Origin of the sequence: Saccharopolyspora sp. NPDC000359, assembly GCF_040300525.1 — a bacterium.
In the GTDB taxonomy this organism is placed as follows: domain Bacteria; phylum Actinomycetota; class Actinomycetes; order Mycobacteriales; family Pseudonocardiaceae; genus Saccharopolyspora.
In genome coordinates, this window is sequence record NZ_JBEPDU010000007.1 from 25051 (window position 1) to 40971 (window position 15921).

General features: G+C 72.7%; 17 protein-coding genes. 10 read left to right on the forward strand and 7 right to left on the reverse strand.

All coding sequences use genetic code 11. The features are described 5' to 3' along the window. Positions 1-46: 46 nt before the first annotated feature. The 3 genes from ABT324_RS06990 to ABT324_RS07000 form a co-directional block, all read right to left on the reverse strand. Positions 47-742 carry an HAD family hydrolase gene (locus ABT324_RS06990; RefSeq protein ID WP_351172930.1) on the reverse strand — a complete coding sequence of 232 codons (696 nt, stop codon included), beginning with the start codon at positions 740-742 and terminating at the stop codon, positions 47-49. Between the two features lie 24 nt (positions 743-766). Beyond that, complete coding sequence (locus ABT324_RS06995; RefSeq protein ID WP_351172933.1) at positions 767-2050, reverse strand: MFS transporter; 1284 nt, start codon at positions 2048-2050, stop codon at positions 767-769. Positions 2051-2119: 69 nt separating this feature from the next. Next, positions 2120-2530, reverse strand: a complete 411-nt coding sequence (locus tag ABT324_RS07000) for a YjbQ family protein (protein WP_351172936.1) — start codon at positions 2528-2530, stop codon at positions 2120-2122. An 80-nt stretch (positions 2531-2610) separates the two neighbouring features. Between ABT324_RS07000 and ABT324_RS07005 the strand changes: the two genes are divergently transcribed. After that, positions 2611-3660, forward strand: coding sequence for an aminotransferase class V-fold PLP-dependent enzyme (locus ABT324_RS07005; RefSeq protein WP_351172939.1), 1050 nt, complete (start codon positions 2611-2613; stop codon positions 3658-3660). 55 nt (positions 3661-3715) lie between these two features. Next, positions 3716-4609: a hypothetical protein gene (locus ABT324_RS07010; protein ID WP_351172942.1), complete on the forward strand. Its 894-nt coding sequence runs from the start codon at positions 3716-3718 to the stop codon at positions 4607-4609. A 40-nt stretch (positions 4610-4649) separates the two neighbouring features. On the opposite strand, the gene ABT324_RS07015 is transcribed toward ABT324_RS07010, so the two are convergent. Then, positions 4650-5096 carry a ferritin-like domain-containing protein gene (locus ABT324_RS07015; RefSeq protein WP_351172945.1) on the reverse strand — a complete coding sequence of 149 codons (447 nt, stop codon included), beginning with the start codon at positions 5094-5096 and terminating at the stop codon, positions 4650-4652. After that, a complete protein-coding gene (locus ABT324_RS07020; RefSeq protein ID WP_351172948.1) occupies positions 5093-5587 on the reverse strand; it encodes a hypothetical protein in 495 nt (164 codons plus the stop codon). The genes ABT324_RS07015 and ABT324_RS07020 overlap by 4 nt, the downstream gene beginning before the upstream one ends. A 248-nt stretch (positions 5588-5835) precedes the next feature. Here ABT324_RS07020 and rimP point away from each other — a divergent pair, with 248 nt between their 5' ends. The 7 genes from rimP to ABT324_RS07055 all read left to right on the forward strand — a co-directional run bounded on the left by rimP (position 5836) and on the right by ABT324_RS07055 (position 12922). Next, on the forward strand, positions 5836-6393 hold the full coding sequence (gene rimP, locus ABT324_RS07025; RefSeq protein ID WP_351172951.1) for a ribosome maturation factor RimP: 558 nt from the start codon (positions 5836-5838) through the stop codon (positions 6391-6393). Beyond that, positions 6390-7445 (forward strand): transcription termination factor NusA, encoded by a 1056-nt coding sequence (gene nusA, locus ABT324_RS07030; RefSeq protein ID WP_351172954.1) that lies wholly within the window; start codon positions 6390-6392, stop codon positions 7443-7445. Before rimP ends, nusA begins: the two co-directional genes overlap by 4 nt. 146 nt (positions 7446-7591) lie before the next feature. Next, positions 7592-7870 carry a DUF448 domain-containing protein gene (locus ABT324_RS07035; protein ID WP_502949708.1) on the forward strand — a complete coding sequence of 93 codons (279 nt, stop codon included), beginning with the start codon at positions 7592-7594 and terminating at the stop codon, positions 7868-7870. 92 nt (positions 7871-7962) lie between these two features. After that, the gene (gene infB, locus ABT324_RS07040) at positions 7963-10881 is read left to right on the forward strand and encodes a translation initiation factor IF-2 (RefSeq protein ID WP_351173293.1); all 2919 of its coding nucleotides are present in this window, start codon (positions 7963-7965) and stop codon (positions 10879-10881) included. Positions 10882-10938: 57 nt separating this feature from the next. Next, complete coding sequence (locus ABT324_RS07045; RefSeq protein ID WP_351172960.1) at positions 10939-11232, forward strand: DUF503 domain-containing protein; 294 nt, start codon at positions 10939-10941, stop codon at positions 11230-11232. Between the two features lie 68 nt (positions 11233-11300). After that, positions 11301-11801, forward strand: coding sequence for a 30S ribosome-binding factor RbfA (rbfA, locus tag ABT324_RS07050; protein ID WP_351172963.1), 501 nt, complete (start codon positions 11301-11303; stop codon positions 11799-11801). Between the two features lie 143 nt (positions 11802-11944). Then, positions 11945-12922: a DHH family phosphoesterase gene (locus ABT324_RS07055; RefSeq protein ID WP_351173296.1), complete on the forward strand. Its 978-nt coding sequence runs from the start codon at positions 11945-11947 to the stop codon at positions 12920-12922. A 425-nt stretch (positions 12923-13347) separates the two neighbouring features. Here the strand turns inward: ABT324_RS07055 and ABT324_RS07060 are convergent, their stop codons facing one another. After that, positions 13348-13875, reverse strand: coding sequence for a CGNR zinc finger domain-containing protein (locus ABT324_RS07060; protein WP_351172966.1), 528 nt, complete (start codon positions 13873-13875; stop codon positions 13348-13350). Positions 13876-14031: 156 nt separating this feature from the next. Here ABT324_RS07060 and ABT324_RS07065 point away from each other — a divergent pair, with 156 nt between their 5' ends. Beyond that, the gene (locus ABT324_RS07065; RefSeq protein WP_351172969.1) at positions 14032-15360 is read left to right on the forward strand and encodes an MATE family efflux transporter; all 1329 of its coding nucleotides are present in this window, start codon (positions 14032-14034) and stop codon (positions 15358-15360) included. A gap of 1 nt (position 15361) precedes the next feature. Here ABT324_RS07065 and def read toward each other — a convergent pair whose 3' ends face one another. After that, positions 15362-15862, reverse strand: a complete 501-nt coding sequence (def, locus tag ABT324_RS07070) for a peptide deformylase (protein ID WP_351172972.1) — start codon at positions 15860-15862, stop codon at positions 15362-15364. Positions 15863-15921: the final 59 nt, after the last annotated feature.

Here is a 15921-nt window from a genome sequence, read left to right on the forward strand (position 1 = left end):
GTGGCCAAGCCCCCGGGTCCTGCCCGGGGGCTTCGTGCTGCAGGGGTCAGGACAAGGCGGTGAGCACGGCTCCGGTGTCGGCCAGGTCGGGGAGCACGGCGTGGGCTCCGGCGGCGTGGAGCTCGGCTTCGGTGCTGCTGCCGGTGGCCACGCCCACCGCGACCGCGCCGAAGCGCAGCGCGCCCGCGACGTCGTGCGGGGTGTCGCCGACGACCACGACCGAGCTGGGCGCGATCTCGGTGCCGTGCTGGTCGGCGGCCTTGGTGACGGAGTCGGCGATCAGGTCGTGGCGGTGCACCGAACCCGCGCCGAACCCGCCGATCTCGAAGTCGACGTGGTGGTGCAGGTCGAAGGACTCGAGCTTGTGGAACGCCACCTCGGCGAGGTTCCCGGTCACCAGGGTCTGCACGAACCCCGGTTTCAGGGACAGCGCCTCCAGCGCCTCGGCGGCCCCGGGCAGGGCGCTGCCGCGCTCGGCCAACTCGGCCCGGGTTTCGGCGACTGCGCTGGTCAGGGCGGTGAACATGGCCGAGATCGTGGAGTCGTCGGCGGGCACGCCGTGGTTCTCCAGGACGTCGGTGGTGATCGCCAGCTCGGTGCGCCCGGCGGTGTCGGGCATCTGCTCCAGCACCTGGCCCGTCACCGCCGCCAGCGCCTGCCGGTACCAGCGGGGCCCGAAGCCCCGGGCGTCGACGAGCGTCAGGTCGATGTCCCACAGCACGAGTCGCGTCACGACGCCCATCGTGCCAGGTCACCGGCAGTGACGTCAGGACGTCAGCTCGCTGCGGGCGGTCTCGGGCACGACCGCCATCCCCACTGCGGTCAGCGCCAGGCAGCCGATCAGCATGACCACCACGGGCGCCGGTGACGCGGTGGCCCGCAGCAGCGCGGTGCCCGCCAGCGGGGCCGCCGCACCGGCGAGCACGGTCGCCGCCTGGTAGCCCAGCGACACCCCGGAGTACCGGACCGAGGTCCCGAAGAGCTCGGCGTAGAAAGCGGATTGCGCACCGGTCAACGTGCCGTGCAGCAGCAGGCCGACGGCCACCGCCAGGAACACCAGCACCGACTCCCGGCTGGCCACCAGCGGGAAGAACACCACCGTCCACAGTGCACAAGCCAGGGCCGCGCCGATCGCCACCGGGCGGCGACCCCACCGGTCCGACAGCGCACCCCCGGCCAGCATCGCCAGCGCCTGCACCAGCGAGCCGACGGTGACCGCGGCGGTCGTGACCGCTGTGGGCAACCCGATGCTGCCCGCGTACACCAGCAGGAAGATGGTGAACACGTAGAAGGCCGCGTTCTCGCCGACGCGCGCGGCGAAGGCCGCGAACACCTCGCGCGGATACCGCCGCAACGCCTCCAGCGCCGGCGCCCGCGCCTCGCGGCGCTGCTCGGCGACCGCCCGGAACAGCGGTGACTCGGCGACCCGCAGCCGCACCCACAGCCCGACGACGACCAGCAGGATCGACGCCAGGAACGGGATCCGCCAACCCCAGGCCGCGTACTGCCCGGCCGTGGTGCTCCCGGCCACCGCCGCGAGCGCGGCCGTGGCCAGCAGGTTGCCCAGCGGCCCGCCGGTCTGCGGCCACGCGGTCCAGAAGCCCCGCCGCGCCGCGGGCCCGTGCTCGGCGACCAGCAGCACAGCACCGCCGAACTCACCGCCGAGCGCGAAGCCCTGCACGAGCCTGAGCGCCGTCAGCAGCAGCGGTGCGGCGATGCCGATCTGGTCGTAGCCCGGCAGCACTCCGATCAGCACCGACGCCGAACCCATCAGCACCAGGCTGATCACCAGCAGCCGCTTGCGCCCGACCCGGTCGCCGAAGTGCCCGAACACCAGCCCGCCCAGCGGTCGGGCGGCGAAGCCGACGGCGTAGGTCACCAGTGCCAGCAGCACGCCCAGCAGCCCGTCACCGCGCGGGAAGAAGACGGGGCCGAACACGGTCGCCGCCGCCGCGCCGTAGAGGAAGAAGTCGTAGAACTCGACCGTCGTCCCGACCACGCCCGCCGACACCACCCGGCCGAGGCGTCGGCTCCCCACTGTCGTCGTCACGACCGCACAGCGTGCTCGCGCGGGCACGCTGCGCGCAAGATCTGGCCCCGGAACCGCCGGGATGCCAGCTCAGCCGGGGAGGAAGCTCAGGCGGACGCGGCGGACCGGGTTGTCCACGTTGGTGTCCACCAGGCACACCGACTGCCAGGTGCCCAGCGCCAGCTGCCCGCCCAGCACCGGGATCGAGGCGTACGGCGGGACGATGGCGGGCAGCACGTGGTCCCGGCCGTGCCCGCGCGAGCCGTGGCGGTGCTGCCAGCGGTCGTCCTTGGGCAGCAGGTCGCGCAGCGCCGCGAGCAGGTCGTCGTCGCTGCCCGCCCCGGTCTCGATGATCGCCAGCCCGGCGGTCGCGTGCGGCACCCAGACGTTGAGCAGACCGTCCTCGGCCCCGACCGCGCGCAGGAACCGCTCGCACTCGGCGCCCAGGTCGTGGACGACCTCCACCGATCCGGTGCGTACCTCGATCTCCTCGCTGTGCATGGTCCCCACCGTAGTGCGGTATCGGCGGGAGCGAAGTCCGGCAGTTCCGGAACCGGCCGGTCCGGTGCGAGGATGCGGGGATGCGAGAGGCTTTCGGCGCGGAGTTCGACGTCCCGGACGGCTACCTCAACACCGCCAGCATCGGGATCCCGCCCGCCGCGGCGGCCCGCGCGGTCGCCGAGTCGGTGCGCAGGTGGGGCAGCGGGCTGGACCGGCCCGGGGACTTCGAACCCGCCGTTGCCACCGCCCGCGCGGCCTTCGCCCAGCTGATCGGGACCACCGCGGACCGGGTGGCGATCGGCACCACGGCCTCCCAGCTCGTCGGGCTCGTCGCGGCGAGCCTGCCGGACGGCGCGCGGGTGCTGGTGGCCGAGGGCGACTTCACCAGCGTGCTCTTCCCGTTCGCCGCGCAGCGGGACCGCGGGGTGCAGGTGACCGCGGTGGACCTGGCGGAGATCGCCGACCACGCCGCCGACCACGACGTGGTCGCGGTCAGCGTGGCGCAGTCCAGCGACGGCCGCGTCGTCGACCTGGCGGCGCTGCGGGAGGTCGCCGCAACGACCTCGACGCGGGTGCTGCTCGACGCCACGCAGGCGGTCGGCTGGTTGCCGCTGCAGCTTGACTGGGCGGACTGGGTGGTCAGCGCGGCCTACAAGTGGCTGCTGTCGCCGCGCGGTGCGGCCTGGCTCGCGATCCACCCCGACGCGCCGGAGATCCGCCCCAGTAGCGCCAACTGGTACGCGGGCGAGGACCCGTGGGAGACCACCTACGGACTGCCGCTGCGGCTGGCTGGTGACGCCCGCGCGCTCGACCTCTCGCCGACCTGGTTCGCCCACGTCGGCGCGGCCGCCGCGCTGGACTGGCTGACCGGCCTGGACATGGCGGAGGTCGCCGCGCACTGCACCGGCCTGGCCGACGAGTTCCTGACCCGGCTGGACCTGCCGCCCGCCGGGTCCGCGATCGTGTCGGTGCAGGTCCCGGACGCCATGGCCAAGCTCACCGCGGCCGGGGTCTCCTGCGCGGTGCGCGCGGGCCGCGCACGCCTGGCGTTCCACCTGTACAACACCCGTGCGGACGTCGAAATGGCAGTCCGTGCGCTGGTGGGAACGTCCGGGGTGTCCGTCTCGTAATCCACAACCGCTACCGTTGGTTTCCGTGCCCGACCGAAGAGGTGCACCCGAAGACATGACGGGTGAACAAGCTGACACGCAGCGTGAAACCGCTCCGCTCCGCCGCGACAACTCGCGGATACAGCCGGATCGGGCACCGGTCGACCCCGGGCCGGGGCAGACCACCCGACCCGTCTTCGCTCCGCCGCACCAGCAGGCGCCGCGGCCAGCGCACCCGCGGACCAACCCCCCGGCGCACCCGCAGCCCAACCCGCAGGCGTACCAGCAGGCGGGTCCGCCACCGCAGCAGCCCAACCCACCGGTGCGCCAGTCGGCCAACCCGGCGACCAGTCGGCAGCCCGCACCCGAGCCGCCGCCGTCCAGCAGGCGGATCACGCCGATGGGCTGGCTCGCGCGCGGGGCCGGGTTGTTCGCCATCTCCGTGGTGTCCGGCCTGATCTGGCTGGCGATCAAGCCCGACCCGCCCGAGCCGGAGGACCCGCCGCTCGCGGTGAAGTACGACTTCAAGCCGATCCGCCGCGAGGAGGGCTTCCGCGGCTGCCAGAACGTCTCGGACCACAAGATCCAGGAGTTCTTCCAGGACGCGGAGTGCGAGCACCTCACCCGGGCCCTGTACGACACCACGCTGCCGGACGGCTCCCGGGTGCTGACCTCGATCGTCACCGTGCTGATGCCCGACGCGGACAGCGCGCGGCGGCTCGACCAGCTGCTCACCGAGGACAACACCGGCAACATCCGGGACCTCGTCGACGACGGCAGCAACGACACCAAGGACCTGCCCGAGCTCGCGGACAAGGCCTACGCCTCCGGCCAGCAGGACCGCCTCGTGGTGATCGGCGACTCGGCCTACTACGACAAGAAGACGGACAAGGGCGACCTGGCCCTGCTCGACGTCTCCAACGAGGCGCTCAAGCTCGGCTGGCCGCAGGACCAGCAACCCCCTTCGTGAGCGGCGGTGGTCGCCAGGACCACCATCGCCGCGCACGACCTCACGCCTGACCGGGGAAGGCCTGCGCGGCCGGTTGCTGCCCGACGGTGAGGCGCCAGCGCGTGGCGCGGGTCGCCGAGGTGGTCAGGCCGTCCAGCGCGGTGCCGCGCAGCCCGGGGTCGTCGGTGTTCTCCAGCACCGAGCGCCAGCCGACCTGGCAGTCCGCCTCCGCCTTGATCAGCAGCTCGATCGCGGACTTCTGGTTGCTCAGCCGCGCGCCCACGTCGTACGCGGGCTGCGGAGCTGGCGGGATCTGCCCCGCGCTGCGGATCACGCCCTCCGCGACGTCCCGGATCCGGCGGTGCTGCTCCGCGGCGTCCTCGATCGCGTGGCGCACCCGGGTCTCGCCGACGTACGCGGTCGCCAGTCCGTACACCCACACCGCCGCGTGCTCCGCGCCGAGCGCGCTGCGCAGCGCCTTGCCCGACTCGTCCGAGAGATCGGTCACGCCAACACCTCCAGCAGGCTCGCGCAGCTCGCCGAGATCGATCCCACCAGGCCCGCCCGGTACTGGTCCTGCACCGCGGGCACCAGCGCCGCAGCCTGGTCCCGGGCGCCGGTCAGCGCCTCGACCAGCGCCTTCGACGCCGAGCTGGCCGACCCCGGCGCCTGCTGTGGCGGCGCCTCCGGCACCGACGGCGGGTCCTCCGGATCGCGCGGGTTGACGCGGTCGATCTCCTGCTGCAGGGCGTCCGCGTGGGTGCTGCGCGCGGTGGCGACCTCGTTGGCCGCCTCGGCCAGCCCCGCGTGCGCCTGCGCCACCGCCCTGGCCAGCTTCGCGTCCGCCTTCGCCGCGTTCGCCAGCGCCAGCAGCTCGTCGGGCTCGTCGGGCGCGGTGCTGCACGCCGTGCTCAGCGCGGCGACGACCGGGGTCGCCGCGAGCAGCCGCAGGACGCTGCGCCGCCCCAGCGCGGACCGGGCTCGGGAGGGGGATTCCACGCCGATCTATCCTGCCAGGCGACCAGGTCGCCCAGCGTCCGGGCACCAGCCCCGCCCTGATCCACCCGGCCCCGGCACGATCCGCCGATCGTAGGGATCCCACGGCGCGCTCGGGTGCGGACGGACGCGATACCCTGGGCGACCGCGACCGGCACGTGCAGCACTGGTCGCCGACCTCGCGCGCGCCGACCGGTGCCGCGCCTCCGCCAGGTCTACGCAGACCGCGAACGAACTTTGGGAGTGCCAACGTGTCCAGCCCGCCGCGTGGTGAGATCACCGCGCAGCTGGAGCCCGTCGTGGCCGAGGCCGTGTCTCGGATGGGCTTCGACCTGGAGGAACTCGGCGTGCAGCAGGCAGGCCGCCGTCGCCTCGTCAAGGTCGTCATCGACTCCGACGACGGGGTCGGGCTCGACGACATCTCCGGCATCAGCCGCGAGGTCTCGAAGGTGCTGGACGCGCACGAGCACGTCCTGGCCGGGTCCTACACGCTCGAGGTCACCTCGCCGGGCGTGGACCGGCCGCTGACCCGGCCGCGGCACTGGCGCCGGGCCCGGTACCGCCTGGTCAAGATCCGGCTGGCCGACGGCGAGCAGCTGGTGGCCCGCGCCGGGGAAGCCGATGATGACGGTGTCACCGTGCTGGTGAGCGGTGAACTGCGCCGGCTGGCCTACCGCGACGTGGAGCGCGCGGTGGTCGAGGTGGAATTCCAGCAGCCACCGGCGGAGGATTTGGTCAAGCTGGAGCGGGCTGCGGGCGGCGCCTCCCAGCAGGGGGACGACCGGGAAGACACGGAGGAGTCGAGGTGAACGTCGACATCGCGGCGCTGCGTGCGATCGAACGCGACAAGGACATCCCGTTCGAGACGGTCCTGGAAGCGATCGAATCGGCACTGCTCACCGCATACCGCCACACCGAGGGGCACCAGCCGCACGCCCGGGTGGAGGTGGACCGCAAGACCGGCGTCGTGCGGGTCATCGCGCACACCTTGGCCGCCGACGGCAGTGTGCAGGAGGAATGGGACGACACCCCGGAGGGCTTCGGGCGGATCGCGGCGACCACCGCGCGGCAGGTCATCCTGCAGCGGTTGCGCGACGCCGAGCACGAGCGCACCTTCGGCGAGTTCTCCACCAAGGAGGGGGAGATCCTCGGCGGCGTCATCCAGCGCGACGCGCGGGCGAACTCGCGCGGCATGGTGATCGTGCAGGTCGGCGACAGCGAGGGCGTGATCCCGGCCGCCGAGCAGGTGCCCGGTGAGAGCTACGAGCACGGCACCCGCATCAAGTGCTACGTCTACGGCGTCTCGCGCAGCGCGCGCGGCCCGCAGATCTCGCTGTCCCGGACGCACCCGAACCTGGTGCGGCGGTTGTTCGCGCTGGAGGTCCCGGAGATCGCCGACGGCACCGTGGAGATCCCGGCGGTGGCCCGCGAGGCCGGACACCGCTCCAAGATCGCGGTGCGTTCGACCGTCCCCGGCGTCAACGCCAAGGGCGCCTGCATCGGCCCAATGGGCTCGCGGGTGCGCAACGTGATGAGCGAGCTGGGCGGCGAGAAGATCGACATCATCGACTACTCGGACGACCCGGCGACCTTCGTCGGCAACGCGCTGTCGCCGGCCAAGGTGGTCTCGGTGGAGGTCGTCGACGAGCGCACCAAGACCGCGCGGGTGGTCGTGCCGGACTTCCAGCTCTCGCTGGCGATCGGCAAGGAGGGGCAGAACGCCCGGCTGGCGGCCCGGCTCACCGGATGGCGCATCGACATCCGCAGTGACGCGGACCCCACCACGAGCGCAGCCCCAGCGCACCCGGCGGATCTGGACCCCGCGGTGGACGGTGTGCAGACCGCGGGTTCGGCCGAGTGACGTCGTCGGGTTAGAATTGAAGGCAGGCTGACGCGAGGGGAGCAACAATCCGCACACGTGTGTCCGGCGAGCACGGCGAGAGCCGTGGGCCGGTGCGTACTTGCGTGGGATGTCGCACCCGCACGTCGCCAGCTGAGCTGCTGCGCGTGGTCGCCGAGGGCGACGGGGTCCCCGTCGTCGTTCCCGATCCGCGACGTCGGCGGCCGGGCCGGGGCGCCTGGGTGCACCCCGATCCGGCATGCCTGCGTCTGGCCGAGCGGCGCCGGGCGTTTCCGCGCGCACTCCGCGTGCGGGGAGCACTCGACACCTCAGCCGTGCACGAGCACGTCGGTGCCGGGCAACCGCAGCACGCAGCTCACGACAGGACCGACGCGGGACCCGTCCCGCGCCAGGCAGCTGAAGGAAAGCAGGTCGACCCGTCATGAATCAGCCGTGAAGCTGAAGCCATGAACGCGCATCGGCGATAGGACGAGGTCGAGCGGGACTGCCGCCCGGCCTCACCCAGATGAGGAGAGCAGTGGCAGGCAAGGCCCGCGTACATGAGCTCGCGAAAGAGCTCGGTGTTACCAGCAAGGAAGTTCTGAACAAGCTCGCCGAGCAGGGCGAGTACGTCAAGTCCGCGTCGTCCACCGTGGAAGCCCCGGTGGCGCGCAGGCTGCGTGACGCGCTCAACAAGTCGTCCAAGAAGAGCGACGGCGGCAAGCCCGCTCCGGCCGAGCCCAAGTCGGCGCGCCCGGACTCGGCCGCGCCGAAGCCGGGCCCCAAGCCCGGCCCGCGGCCCGAGGCTCCCGCCGCGGAGCGCCCCAAGCCGGGCCCCAAGCCCGGTCCGAAGCCCGGTCCCCGGCAGCCCGAACCGCAGGCCAAGCCCGAGCCCGAACCGCAGGCCAAGCCCGCGGCTCCGGCTCCGGCCCCGGCCGCGAAGGCCGAGCCGAAGCAGGCGCCCAAGCCGGGTCCGAAGCCGGGCCCCAAGTCCGGTGGCGACGCGGACGGCGTCGTCCCGCCGCGCCCGAAGGCGCCCAAGCCCGGCCCGCGCCAGCCGCGCGTCGGCAACAACCCGTTCGGCGTGGGCAGCGGTGCACCGCAGCAGCGCCCGCCGCGTCCGGGGTCCGGTTCCCGGCAGGGTGGCGGCCAGGGCGGCCCCGGTCGTCCGGGTGGCGACCGGCGGCAGGGCGGCGGCCAGGGTGCCGGTACCGCACCGGCCGGTGGCGGCGCCCCGCGTGGTGAGGGCGGTCCGCGCCCGAACCCGGGCATGATGCCCCCGCGCCCGAACCCCGGCATGATGCCGCCCCGTCCGCCCCGCTCCGGTGGCGGTCCCGGCGGTGGCCGCGGTGGCGGCGGCCGAGGTGGCCCCGGTGGTGGCGGTGGTCGTCCGGGCGGCGGTGGCCGTCCCGGCGGTGGCGGCGGCTTCCGCGGTGGCGGCGGCGGTGCGCCCGGCGGTGCTCCGGCCGGTGGTGGCTTCCGCGGTCGTCCCGGCGGCGGTGGCCGTCCGGGTGGTCCCGGTGGCCGCGGCGGTGCGGCCGGTGCGTTCGGTCGTCCCGGTGGGCCGGCCAAGCGCGGCCGCAAGTCGAAGCGGCAGAAGCGCCAGGAGTACATGGAGAACATGCAGGCGCCGTCGGTCGGCGGCGTCCGCCTCCCGCGCGGTGGCGGCGAGACCGTTCGCCTGCGCCGCGGTGCTTCGCTGACCGACTTCGCCGAGAAGATCAACGCCAACCCGGCCTCGCTGGTGCAGGCGATGTTCCACCTCGGCGAGATGGTCACCGCGACCCAGTCGGTCTCCGACGAGGTGCTGGAGCTCCTCGGCCAGGAGATGAACTACAAGGTCGAGATGGTCTCGCCGGAGGACGAGGACCGGGAGCTGCTGGAGTCCTTCGACATCAGCTACGGCGACCCGGGCAGCTCCGACGAGGAGCTGGCGGCCCGGCCGCCGGTGGTGACCGTGATGGGTCACGTCGACCACGGCAAGACCCGACTGCTGGACACCATCCGGAAGTCGAACGTGCAGGCCGGCGAGGCGGGTGGCATCACCCAGCACATCGGCGCCTACCAGGTCGTCACCGAGCTGGAGGGCAACGAGCGCCCGATCACCTTCATCGACACCCCGGGTCACGAGGCGTTCACCGCCATGCGTGCTCGCGGTGCCAAGTCCACGGACATCGCCGTGCTGGTGGTGGCCGCGGACGACGGCGTCATGCCGCAGACGGTGGAGGCGATCAACCACGCCCAGGCGGCCGGGGTGCCGATCGTGGTCGCGGTCAACAAGATCGACGTCGAGGGTGCCAACCCGGACAAGATCCGCCAGCAGCTGACCGAGTACAACCTGGTCGCCGAGGAGTACGGCGGCGAGACCATGTTCGTCGACATCTCGGCGAAGCAGGGCACCAACATCGAGAGTCTGCTCGAGGCGATCCTGCTCACCGCGGACGCCACGCTGGACCTGCGGGCCAACCCGAAGATGTCCGCGCAGGGCGTGGCCATCGAGGCGCACCTGGACCGCGGTCGCGGCCCGGTGGCCACGGTGCTGGTGCAGCGCGGCACGCTCCGCGTCGGCGACTCGGTGGTCGCCGGGGACGCCTACGGCCGCGTCCGCCGGATGATCAACGAGAACGACGAGGACGTGCCCGAGGCGCTGCCGTCGCGGCCGGTGCAGGTCATCGGCTTCACGTCGGTGCCGGGCGCGGGTGACACCTTCCTGGTGGTCGACGAGGACCGGGTGGCGCGGCAGATCGCCGACCGCCGCGGGGCTCGCATCCGGGAGGCGCAGAACGCGGCCAAGCGCAAGCGGGTCAGCCTCGAGGACCTGGACAAGGTGCTCAAGGAGACCAACCAGCTGAACCTGATCATCAAGGGCGACAACTCGGGTACCGTCGAGGCGCTCGAGGAATCCCTGATGAAGATCGAGGTCGGCGACGAGGTCGAGCTGCGGGTCATCCACCGCGGCGTCGGTGGCATCAACGAGTCCGACATCAACCTCGCCACCGCGGAGAACACCATCGTCCTGGGCTTCAACGTCCGGGCCGAGGGCAAGGCGGCCGAGGTCGCCAACCGCGAAGGCGTGGAGATCCGGTACTACTCGGTGATCTACCGGGCCATCGAGGACATCGAGCAGGCGCTCAAGGGCATGCTCAAGCCCGAGTTCGAAGAGGTCGAGCTGGGCAAGGCCGAGGTCCGCGAGGTCTTCAAGTCCTCCAAGGTCGGCACCATCGCCGGTTGCATGGTCACCGAGGGCATCATCAAGCGCAACGCCAAGGCACGCCTGCTGCGGGACAGCGTGGTGGTCGCCGAGAACCTCAGCGTCAACTCGCTGAAGCGGTTCAAGGACGACGCCACCGAGGTCCGCGAGGGCTTCGAGTGCGGTCTGACCCTGGGGTCCTACAGCGACATCAAGGTCGGCGACATCATCGAGCCGTACGAGATGCGCGAGAAGCCGCGCGACTGAGTCGCAACGCGCAGGGGGTCGTCGACCGGCGGCCCCCTGCGTTCGCGGTGGTGAACCATGTATGTCGGTGTGCTCGAGCTGGACGTGCTGCTCGGTGACGTCCACTCGCTGAAGCAGAAGCGCGCCGTGGTGCGGCCCGTGGTGGCCGAGCTGCGGCGGCGCTTCGAGGTTGCCGTCTCCGAGGCGGGCAACCAGGACCTCCACCGCCGCGCGCTGATCGGCGTCGCGGCGGTGTCCGGCGATGCCGCGCACGTGCGCGAAGTGCTGGACGCCTGCGAGCGGCAGGTCGCCGCGCGCCCCGAGCTGGAACTGCTCTCGGCGCGGCAGCGCATGCTCGGCCCCGAGGACTGAGCGTCCGCCGGGTCCCTGGGACAGCGCCGCCGCAGAACTGAATCGAACTTTCCCGAAGGAGGTGCGCCGTGGCTGATGCGCCGCGCGCCCGCAGGCTCGCCAAGCGGATCGCCCAGATCGTCGCGTCCGGGCTGGAATACGAGGTGAAGGACCCGCGGCTGGCGATGGTGACCATCACCGACGCGAGGGTCACTCCCGACCTGCGGGACGCCACCGTGTACTACACGGTCTTCGGCGACGACGCGGACTACGCCTCGACCGCGGCCGCGCTGGCCAGCGCGACCGGGGTGCTGCGCTCCCGCGTCGGCCAGCAGACCGGCGTGCGGTTCACCCCCACGCTGACGTTCGTGGCCGACACCGTGCCGGACAACGCCCGGCGGATGGAGGAGTTGCTCGCCAAGGCCAAGGAGGCCGACGCGGAGGTGGCCCGACTGGCCTCCGGCGCGGAGCCCGCCGGGGACGCCGACCCGTACCGGACCAGCACCGACGATGACGAGGCCGACACCGACGGTGCGGAACCGGAGTCGTTTTCCGACGCCGATGTGCGGCGTGGGCCACAGAGTGGTTGAGTCGCAGCGCGGCATCAGGTGCGTTGGGCACGGGCGGCCGGAGTGGTCGCCCATGCCGTGGAGGTGAACCTGTGCGCGGGCAACCCGAACCCGATGGGCTGGGCGACCGGTCCGCAACCGGTGCGGATCCGGTCGCGTCCGCCGTGGTGGAGGCCGCGCGCAAGCTGGCCGACGCCACGGACGTGACGCTGTTCGCGCACGTCAACCCGGACGCTGACGCGCTCGGCAGCGCGCTCGCCCTGGGGCGTGCGCTGCGCCGGCGGGGGTGCACCACGCGCGTGTCGTTCGGCACGCCGGACCAGCCCCCGGCCTCGCTGCGCGATCTCGACGGCGACGGCCTGGTGGTTCCGGTCGACGAGGTGCCCGCCGCGCCGCCGACCCTGGTGGTGTGCGACACCGGCAGCCTGCAGCGGCTCGGGCGGTTGGCCGACCGGGTCGCTGGGACCATCGAGGCCGGTGGTGACGTGATCGTGGTCGACCACCACGTGTCGAACACGCGCTACGGCACGCTGCACGTGGTGGACGAGCGCGCCGAGGCGACCGTGATGATCATCTTGCGGCTGCTCGACGAGCTGGGCGCGGAGCTGGACCTGCCGACCGCGCGGTGCCTGTACGCGGGGCTGGTCACCGACACCCGCTCCTTCCGGCACGCCAGCGCGCGGACGCACCGGGTGGCGGCCCGCCTGCTGGAAGCGGGCGTCGACCCCGAGGCCACCACGCGCCCACTCCTCGACACCCACCCGTTCGGGTGGATGGGCATGCTGGCCGGGGTGCTCGGCGCTGCGGAGCTGGAGCCGTCCGCCGCGCGCGGGCTCGGGTTCGTGCACGCCACGGTCCGGCTGGCCGATTCCGACGGCCTGCGCAGCGAGGAGCTCGACAGCGTCATCGACGTGCTGCGCACGACCAGCGAGGCCGAGGTGACGGCGGTGCTGAAGGAGATGGCGCCGCAGAGCTGGTCGGTGTCGCTGCGCGCGGACAGCCGCTTGGACGTCGGCCACGCGGCGGCGGTCTGCGGCGGCGGCGGCCACCGACTGGCCTCGGGTTTCACCGCCCAGGGCAACCCGGAGGACATCCTCGATGAGATCCGCAAAGCCCTCGAAGAATCCCCCCTCCTCAACTGACCCACCACACCCAGGTCTCCACCGCTCCGTCGTGTCCTCTCCCCGGACCGGCCGTCCCCGGCGCAACGCAAGTTCAGTGGAATTCGCACGCCTGGGCCCGCTCTCCACCTCGCGAGGTCCCGGCACGGAGCTCCTGATGGGTGGTCAATCGCCCGTCTGACTTCCGCCACCGCGGCCACCGAGGGCAGGCGGCGCGACCACCACGGCGGGCCCGCGATCGGCACCGGGGACCGCTGGAAGCAGCTTCGCCGCTTGCTTGATTCACAGTTTCAGTTGAAACTGTACCGCCGGGTGAATCGCCTGGGAGGTTCCGGTGCGATCACCTCGTGGGAAGTTGCGGGCTCCCCTCGTGAGGTCCTGGCTGGAGGGCTTGTCGTGGACCGCCTGTCTCCGTGGCACCTCGGAGTTGGGAGAGACCGTGGGGGTCAGGTGCGGCGGCGGGCTCTGAAGGCTGCTACGTGCATCCGGTTCGCGCAGCGAGGGGAGCAGAAGCGCTTGGCCTGGTTTGTTGAGGTGTCCAGGAAGTAGGTTTCGCAGCCGTCGGCTCCGCAGCGGCCCCAGCGGGTTGTGCCGTGCTGGACCACGCCCTGCGCCAGGCCCCAGGCCGCGGCCGCTGCGACCTCGTCGACGGCTGGGGCGTCCGGGCCTGCGACGTGCACGTGCCAGTTCGGGTTGCCGTTGCGGCCGCCGTGGCCGGACAGCCGCGGGCGGGGTGGGTGCGCGGCGAGCAGCTCGTTGATCTCCGCGAGCACGGTGTCGCCGTCGTCGGCGACCAGGGCGTCCAGTGCTCGGCGCAGGCCGTCGGCGACCGCGCGCAGCACCGGGAGGTCCGGTTCGGCGAGGCGGTCGGCCCACCACGGTTCGTCGTGGAGGGCGGCGCGAACCGCGTCGAGGTCGCTCAGATCGGCGTTGGCGATCCGGAGCGCCACGGCAGCGTAATCAGCGTTGTCCATCGGCGGTCCTTACCGTAGCCTGGGGTGTCAGGGGTGCAACCCGCGTTCGCAGCTTAGCTCGCGCGGTCCGGGCGGCGTTTCCGCGAGAACGCGGGGCCCGCGCGCGGGGGCGGCGCGACCCCGACCGATCCGAGTAGGCACTGAGCTGGAGGAAGTGTGTCCGAACCGGGGGAGCGCATCGCGCCGCGGAAGGTGTTCGCGCTCGCAGTCCCAGCGCTGGGCGTGCTCGCCGCCGAACCGCTGTACGTGCTCGTCGACACCGCGGTGGTCGGGCACCTCGGGGCGGTCCCGCTGGCCGGTCTCGCGCTGGGCGGCACGCTGTTCACGCTGATCTCCAGCCAGCTGACCTTCCTGACCTACGGCACCACGGCCCGCACCGCGCGGCTGCACGGTGCTGGCCGCCGCAAGGAGGCCGTGGCCGAGGGCGTCCAGGCCACCTGGCTGGGCGTCGCCGTAGGCATCGTTCTCTCGCTGCTGGCCCAGCTGGTGGCAGCGCCGGTGGCCGAGCTGCTCGCCGGGCCGGGGCCGGTCGCCGACGCGGCCGCGACCTGGCTGCGCATCGCGCTCTGCGGCGCTCCGCTCGTGCTGATCACGATGGCCGGGAACGGCTGGATGCGCGGCGTGCAGGACACCGCCCGCCCGCTGCGGTACGTGCTGGTCGGCAACGGTGTGTCGGCGGTGCTGTGCCCGCTGTTCGTCTACCCGCTCGGCTGGGGCCTGGAGGGGTCGGCGATCGCCAACCTGGTCGGCCAGACCATCGCGGCCTCGCTGTTCATCCGCGCACTCGTCGTGGAGCGGGCGCCGCTGAAGCCGGAGCTGCCGGTGATGCGCGCTCAGCTCGGCCTCGGCCGCGACCTGGTGCTGCGCACGCTCGCCTTCCAGGTGTGCTTCTTGTCCGCGACCTCGGTGGCGGCCCGGACCGGCGCCGAAGCCGCGGCGGCGCACCAGGTGGTCTGGCAGCTCTGGACGTTCCTGTCGCTGGTGCTGGACTCGCTGGCGATCGCCGCGCAGTCGCTGGTCGGGGCGGCGTTGGGTGCGGGCTCGGCGTCGCGAGCCAAGGGCATCGCCCGCCAGGTCACCTGGTACGGCTTGGCGTTCGGGGTCGTGCTCGGCGTCCTGTTCGCCGCGCTCGCCGTCCCGCTGCCCGCGGTGTTCACCTCCGACGCCGCGGTGCTGGCGGAGATCCCGCACGCCTGGTGGTTCTTCGTGCTCCTGCAGCCGGTGGCCGGTGTGGTGTTCGCGCTGGACGGCGTGTTCCTCGGCGCCGGGGACGCCGCCTACCTGCGCACCGCGACGCTGCTGAGCGCGTTCGTCGGCTACCTGCCGCTGATCTGGCTGTCGCTGGCGTTCGGCTGGGGGCTGGCGGGCATCTGGACGGGCCTGTCGATGTTCATGGTCCTGCGCCTGGTGACGCTGCTGCTGCGAGCCCGCTCCGGCCGCTGGGCGGTCACCGGCGCCACCCGGACCCAACCCGCCACCGCCTGACCTACTGCTGCCAGAACCAGTCCTGGTCGCGGACCTGCCGGTAGGCCTCGCGGCGGGTCTCCGGGTCGAGGCGCTGGATGTAGACCATGCCGTCGAGGTGGTCGGTCTCGTGCTGGAGGCAGCGCGCCATCAGACCGCTGCCCGACACGGTCACCGGCTCGTTGTCCACGTCGACCCCGCGCACCACCGCGTGCTGGGCGCGGCGGGTGTCGAACCCGAGCCCGGGCAGCGACAGGCACGCCTCCCCGCCGTCCTGGGTCTTCCGCGACAGCTCGACGACCTCGGGGTTGATCACGTAGCCGATCTCGCCGTCCACGTTGTAGCTGAAGGCCCGCACCCCGACCCCGATCTGCGGTGCGGCCACCCCGGCGTGGCCGGGGGCGTCGACGGTGTCCAGCAGGTCCGCGACGATGGTGCGCAGCCGCTGGTCGAACTGGGTGACCGGCTCTGCGGCCATCCGCAGGATCGGATCGCCGAATCGCCGGATCGGTCGGAACGCCACTTCAACCTCCTCGCTCGGGCCCAACCCTAGCGACCCGGGCGGTGCTGCTCCGGCGAGGT

What these genes read in the sequence shown, in the direction of transcription:
- ABT324_RS06990 (WP_351172930.1), bottom strand. Translation starts at nt 742, where the DNA reads ATGGGCGTCGTGACGCGACTCGTGCTGTGGGACATCGACCTGACGCTC.
- ABT324_RS07000 (WP_351172936.1), bottom strand. Translation starts at nt 2,530, where the DNA reads ATGCACAGCGAGGAGATCGAGGTACGCACCGGATCGGTGGAGGTCGTC.
- ABT324_RS07005 (WP_351172939.1), top strand. Translation starts at nt 2,611, where the DNA reads ATGCGAGAGGCTTTCGGCGCGGAGTTCGACGTCCCGGACGGCTACCTC.
- ABT324_RS07010 (WP_351172942.1), top strand. Translation starts at nt 3,716, where the DNA reads ATGACGGGTGAACAAGCTGACACGCAGCGTGAAACCGCTCCGCTCCGC.
- ABT324_RS07045 (WP_351172960.1), top strand. Translation starts at nt 10,939, where the DNA reads ATGTATGTCGGTGTGCTCGAGCTGGACGTGCTGCTCGGTGACGTCCAC.
- ABT324_RS07060 (WP_351172966.1), bottom strand. Translation starts at nt 13,875, where the DNA reads ATGGACAACGCTGATTACGCTGCCGTGGCGCTCCGGATCGCCAACGCC.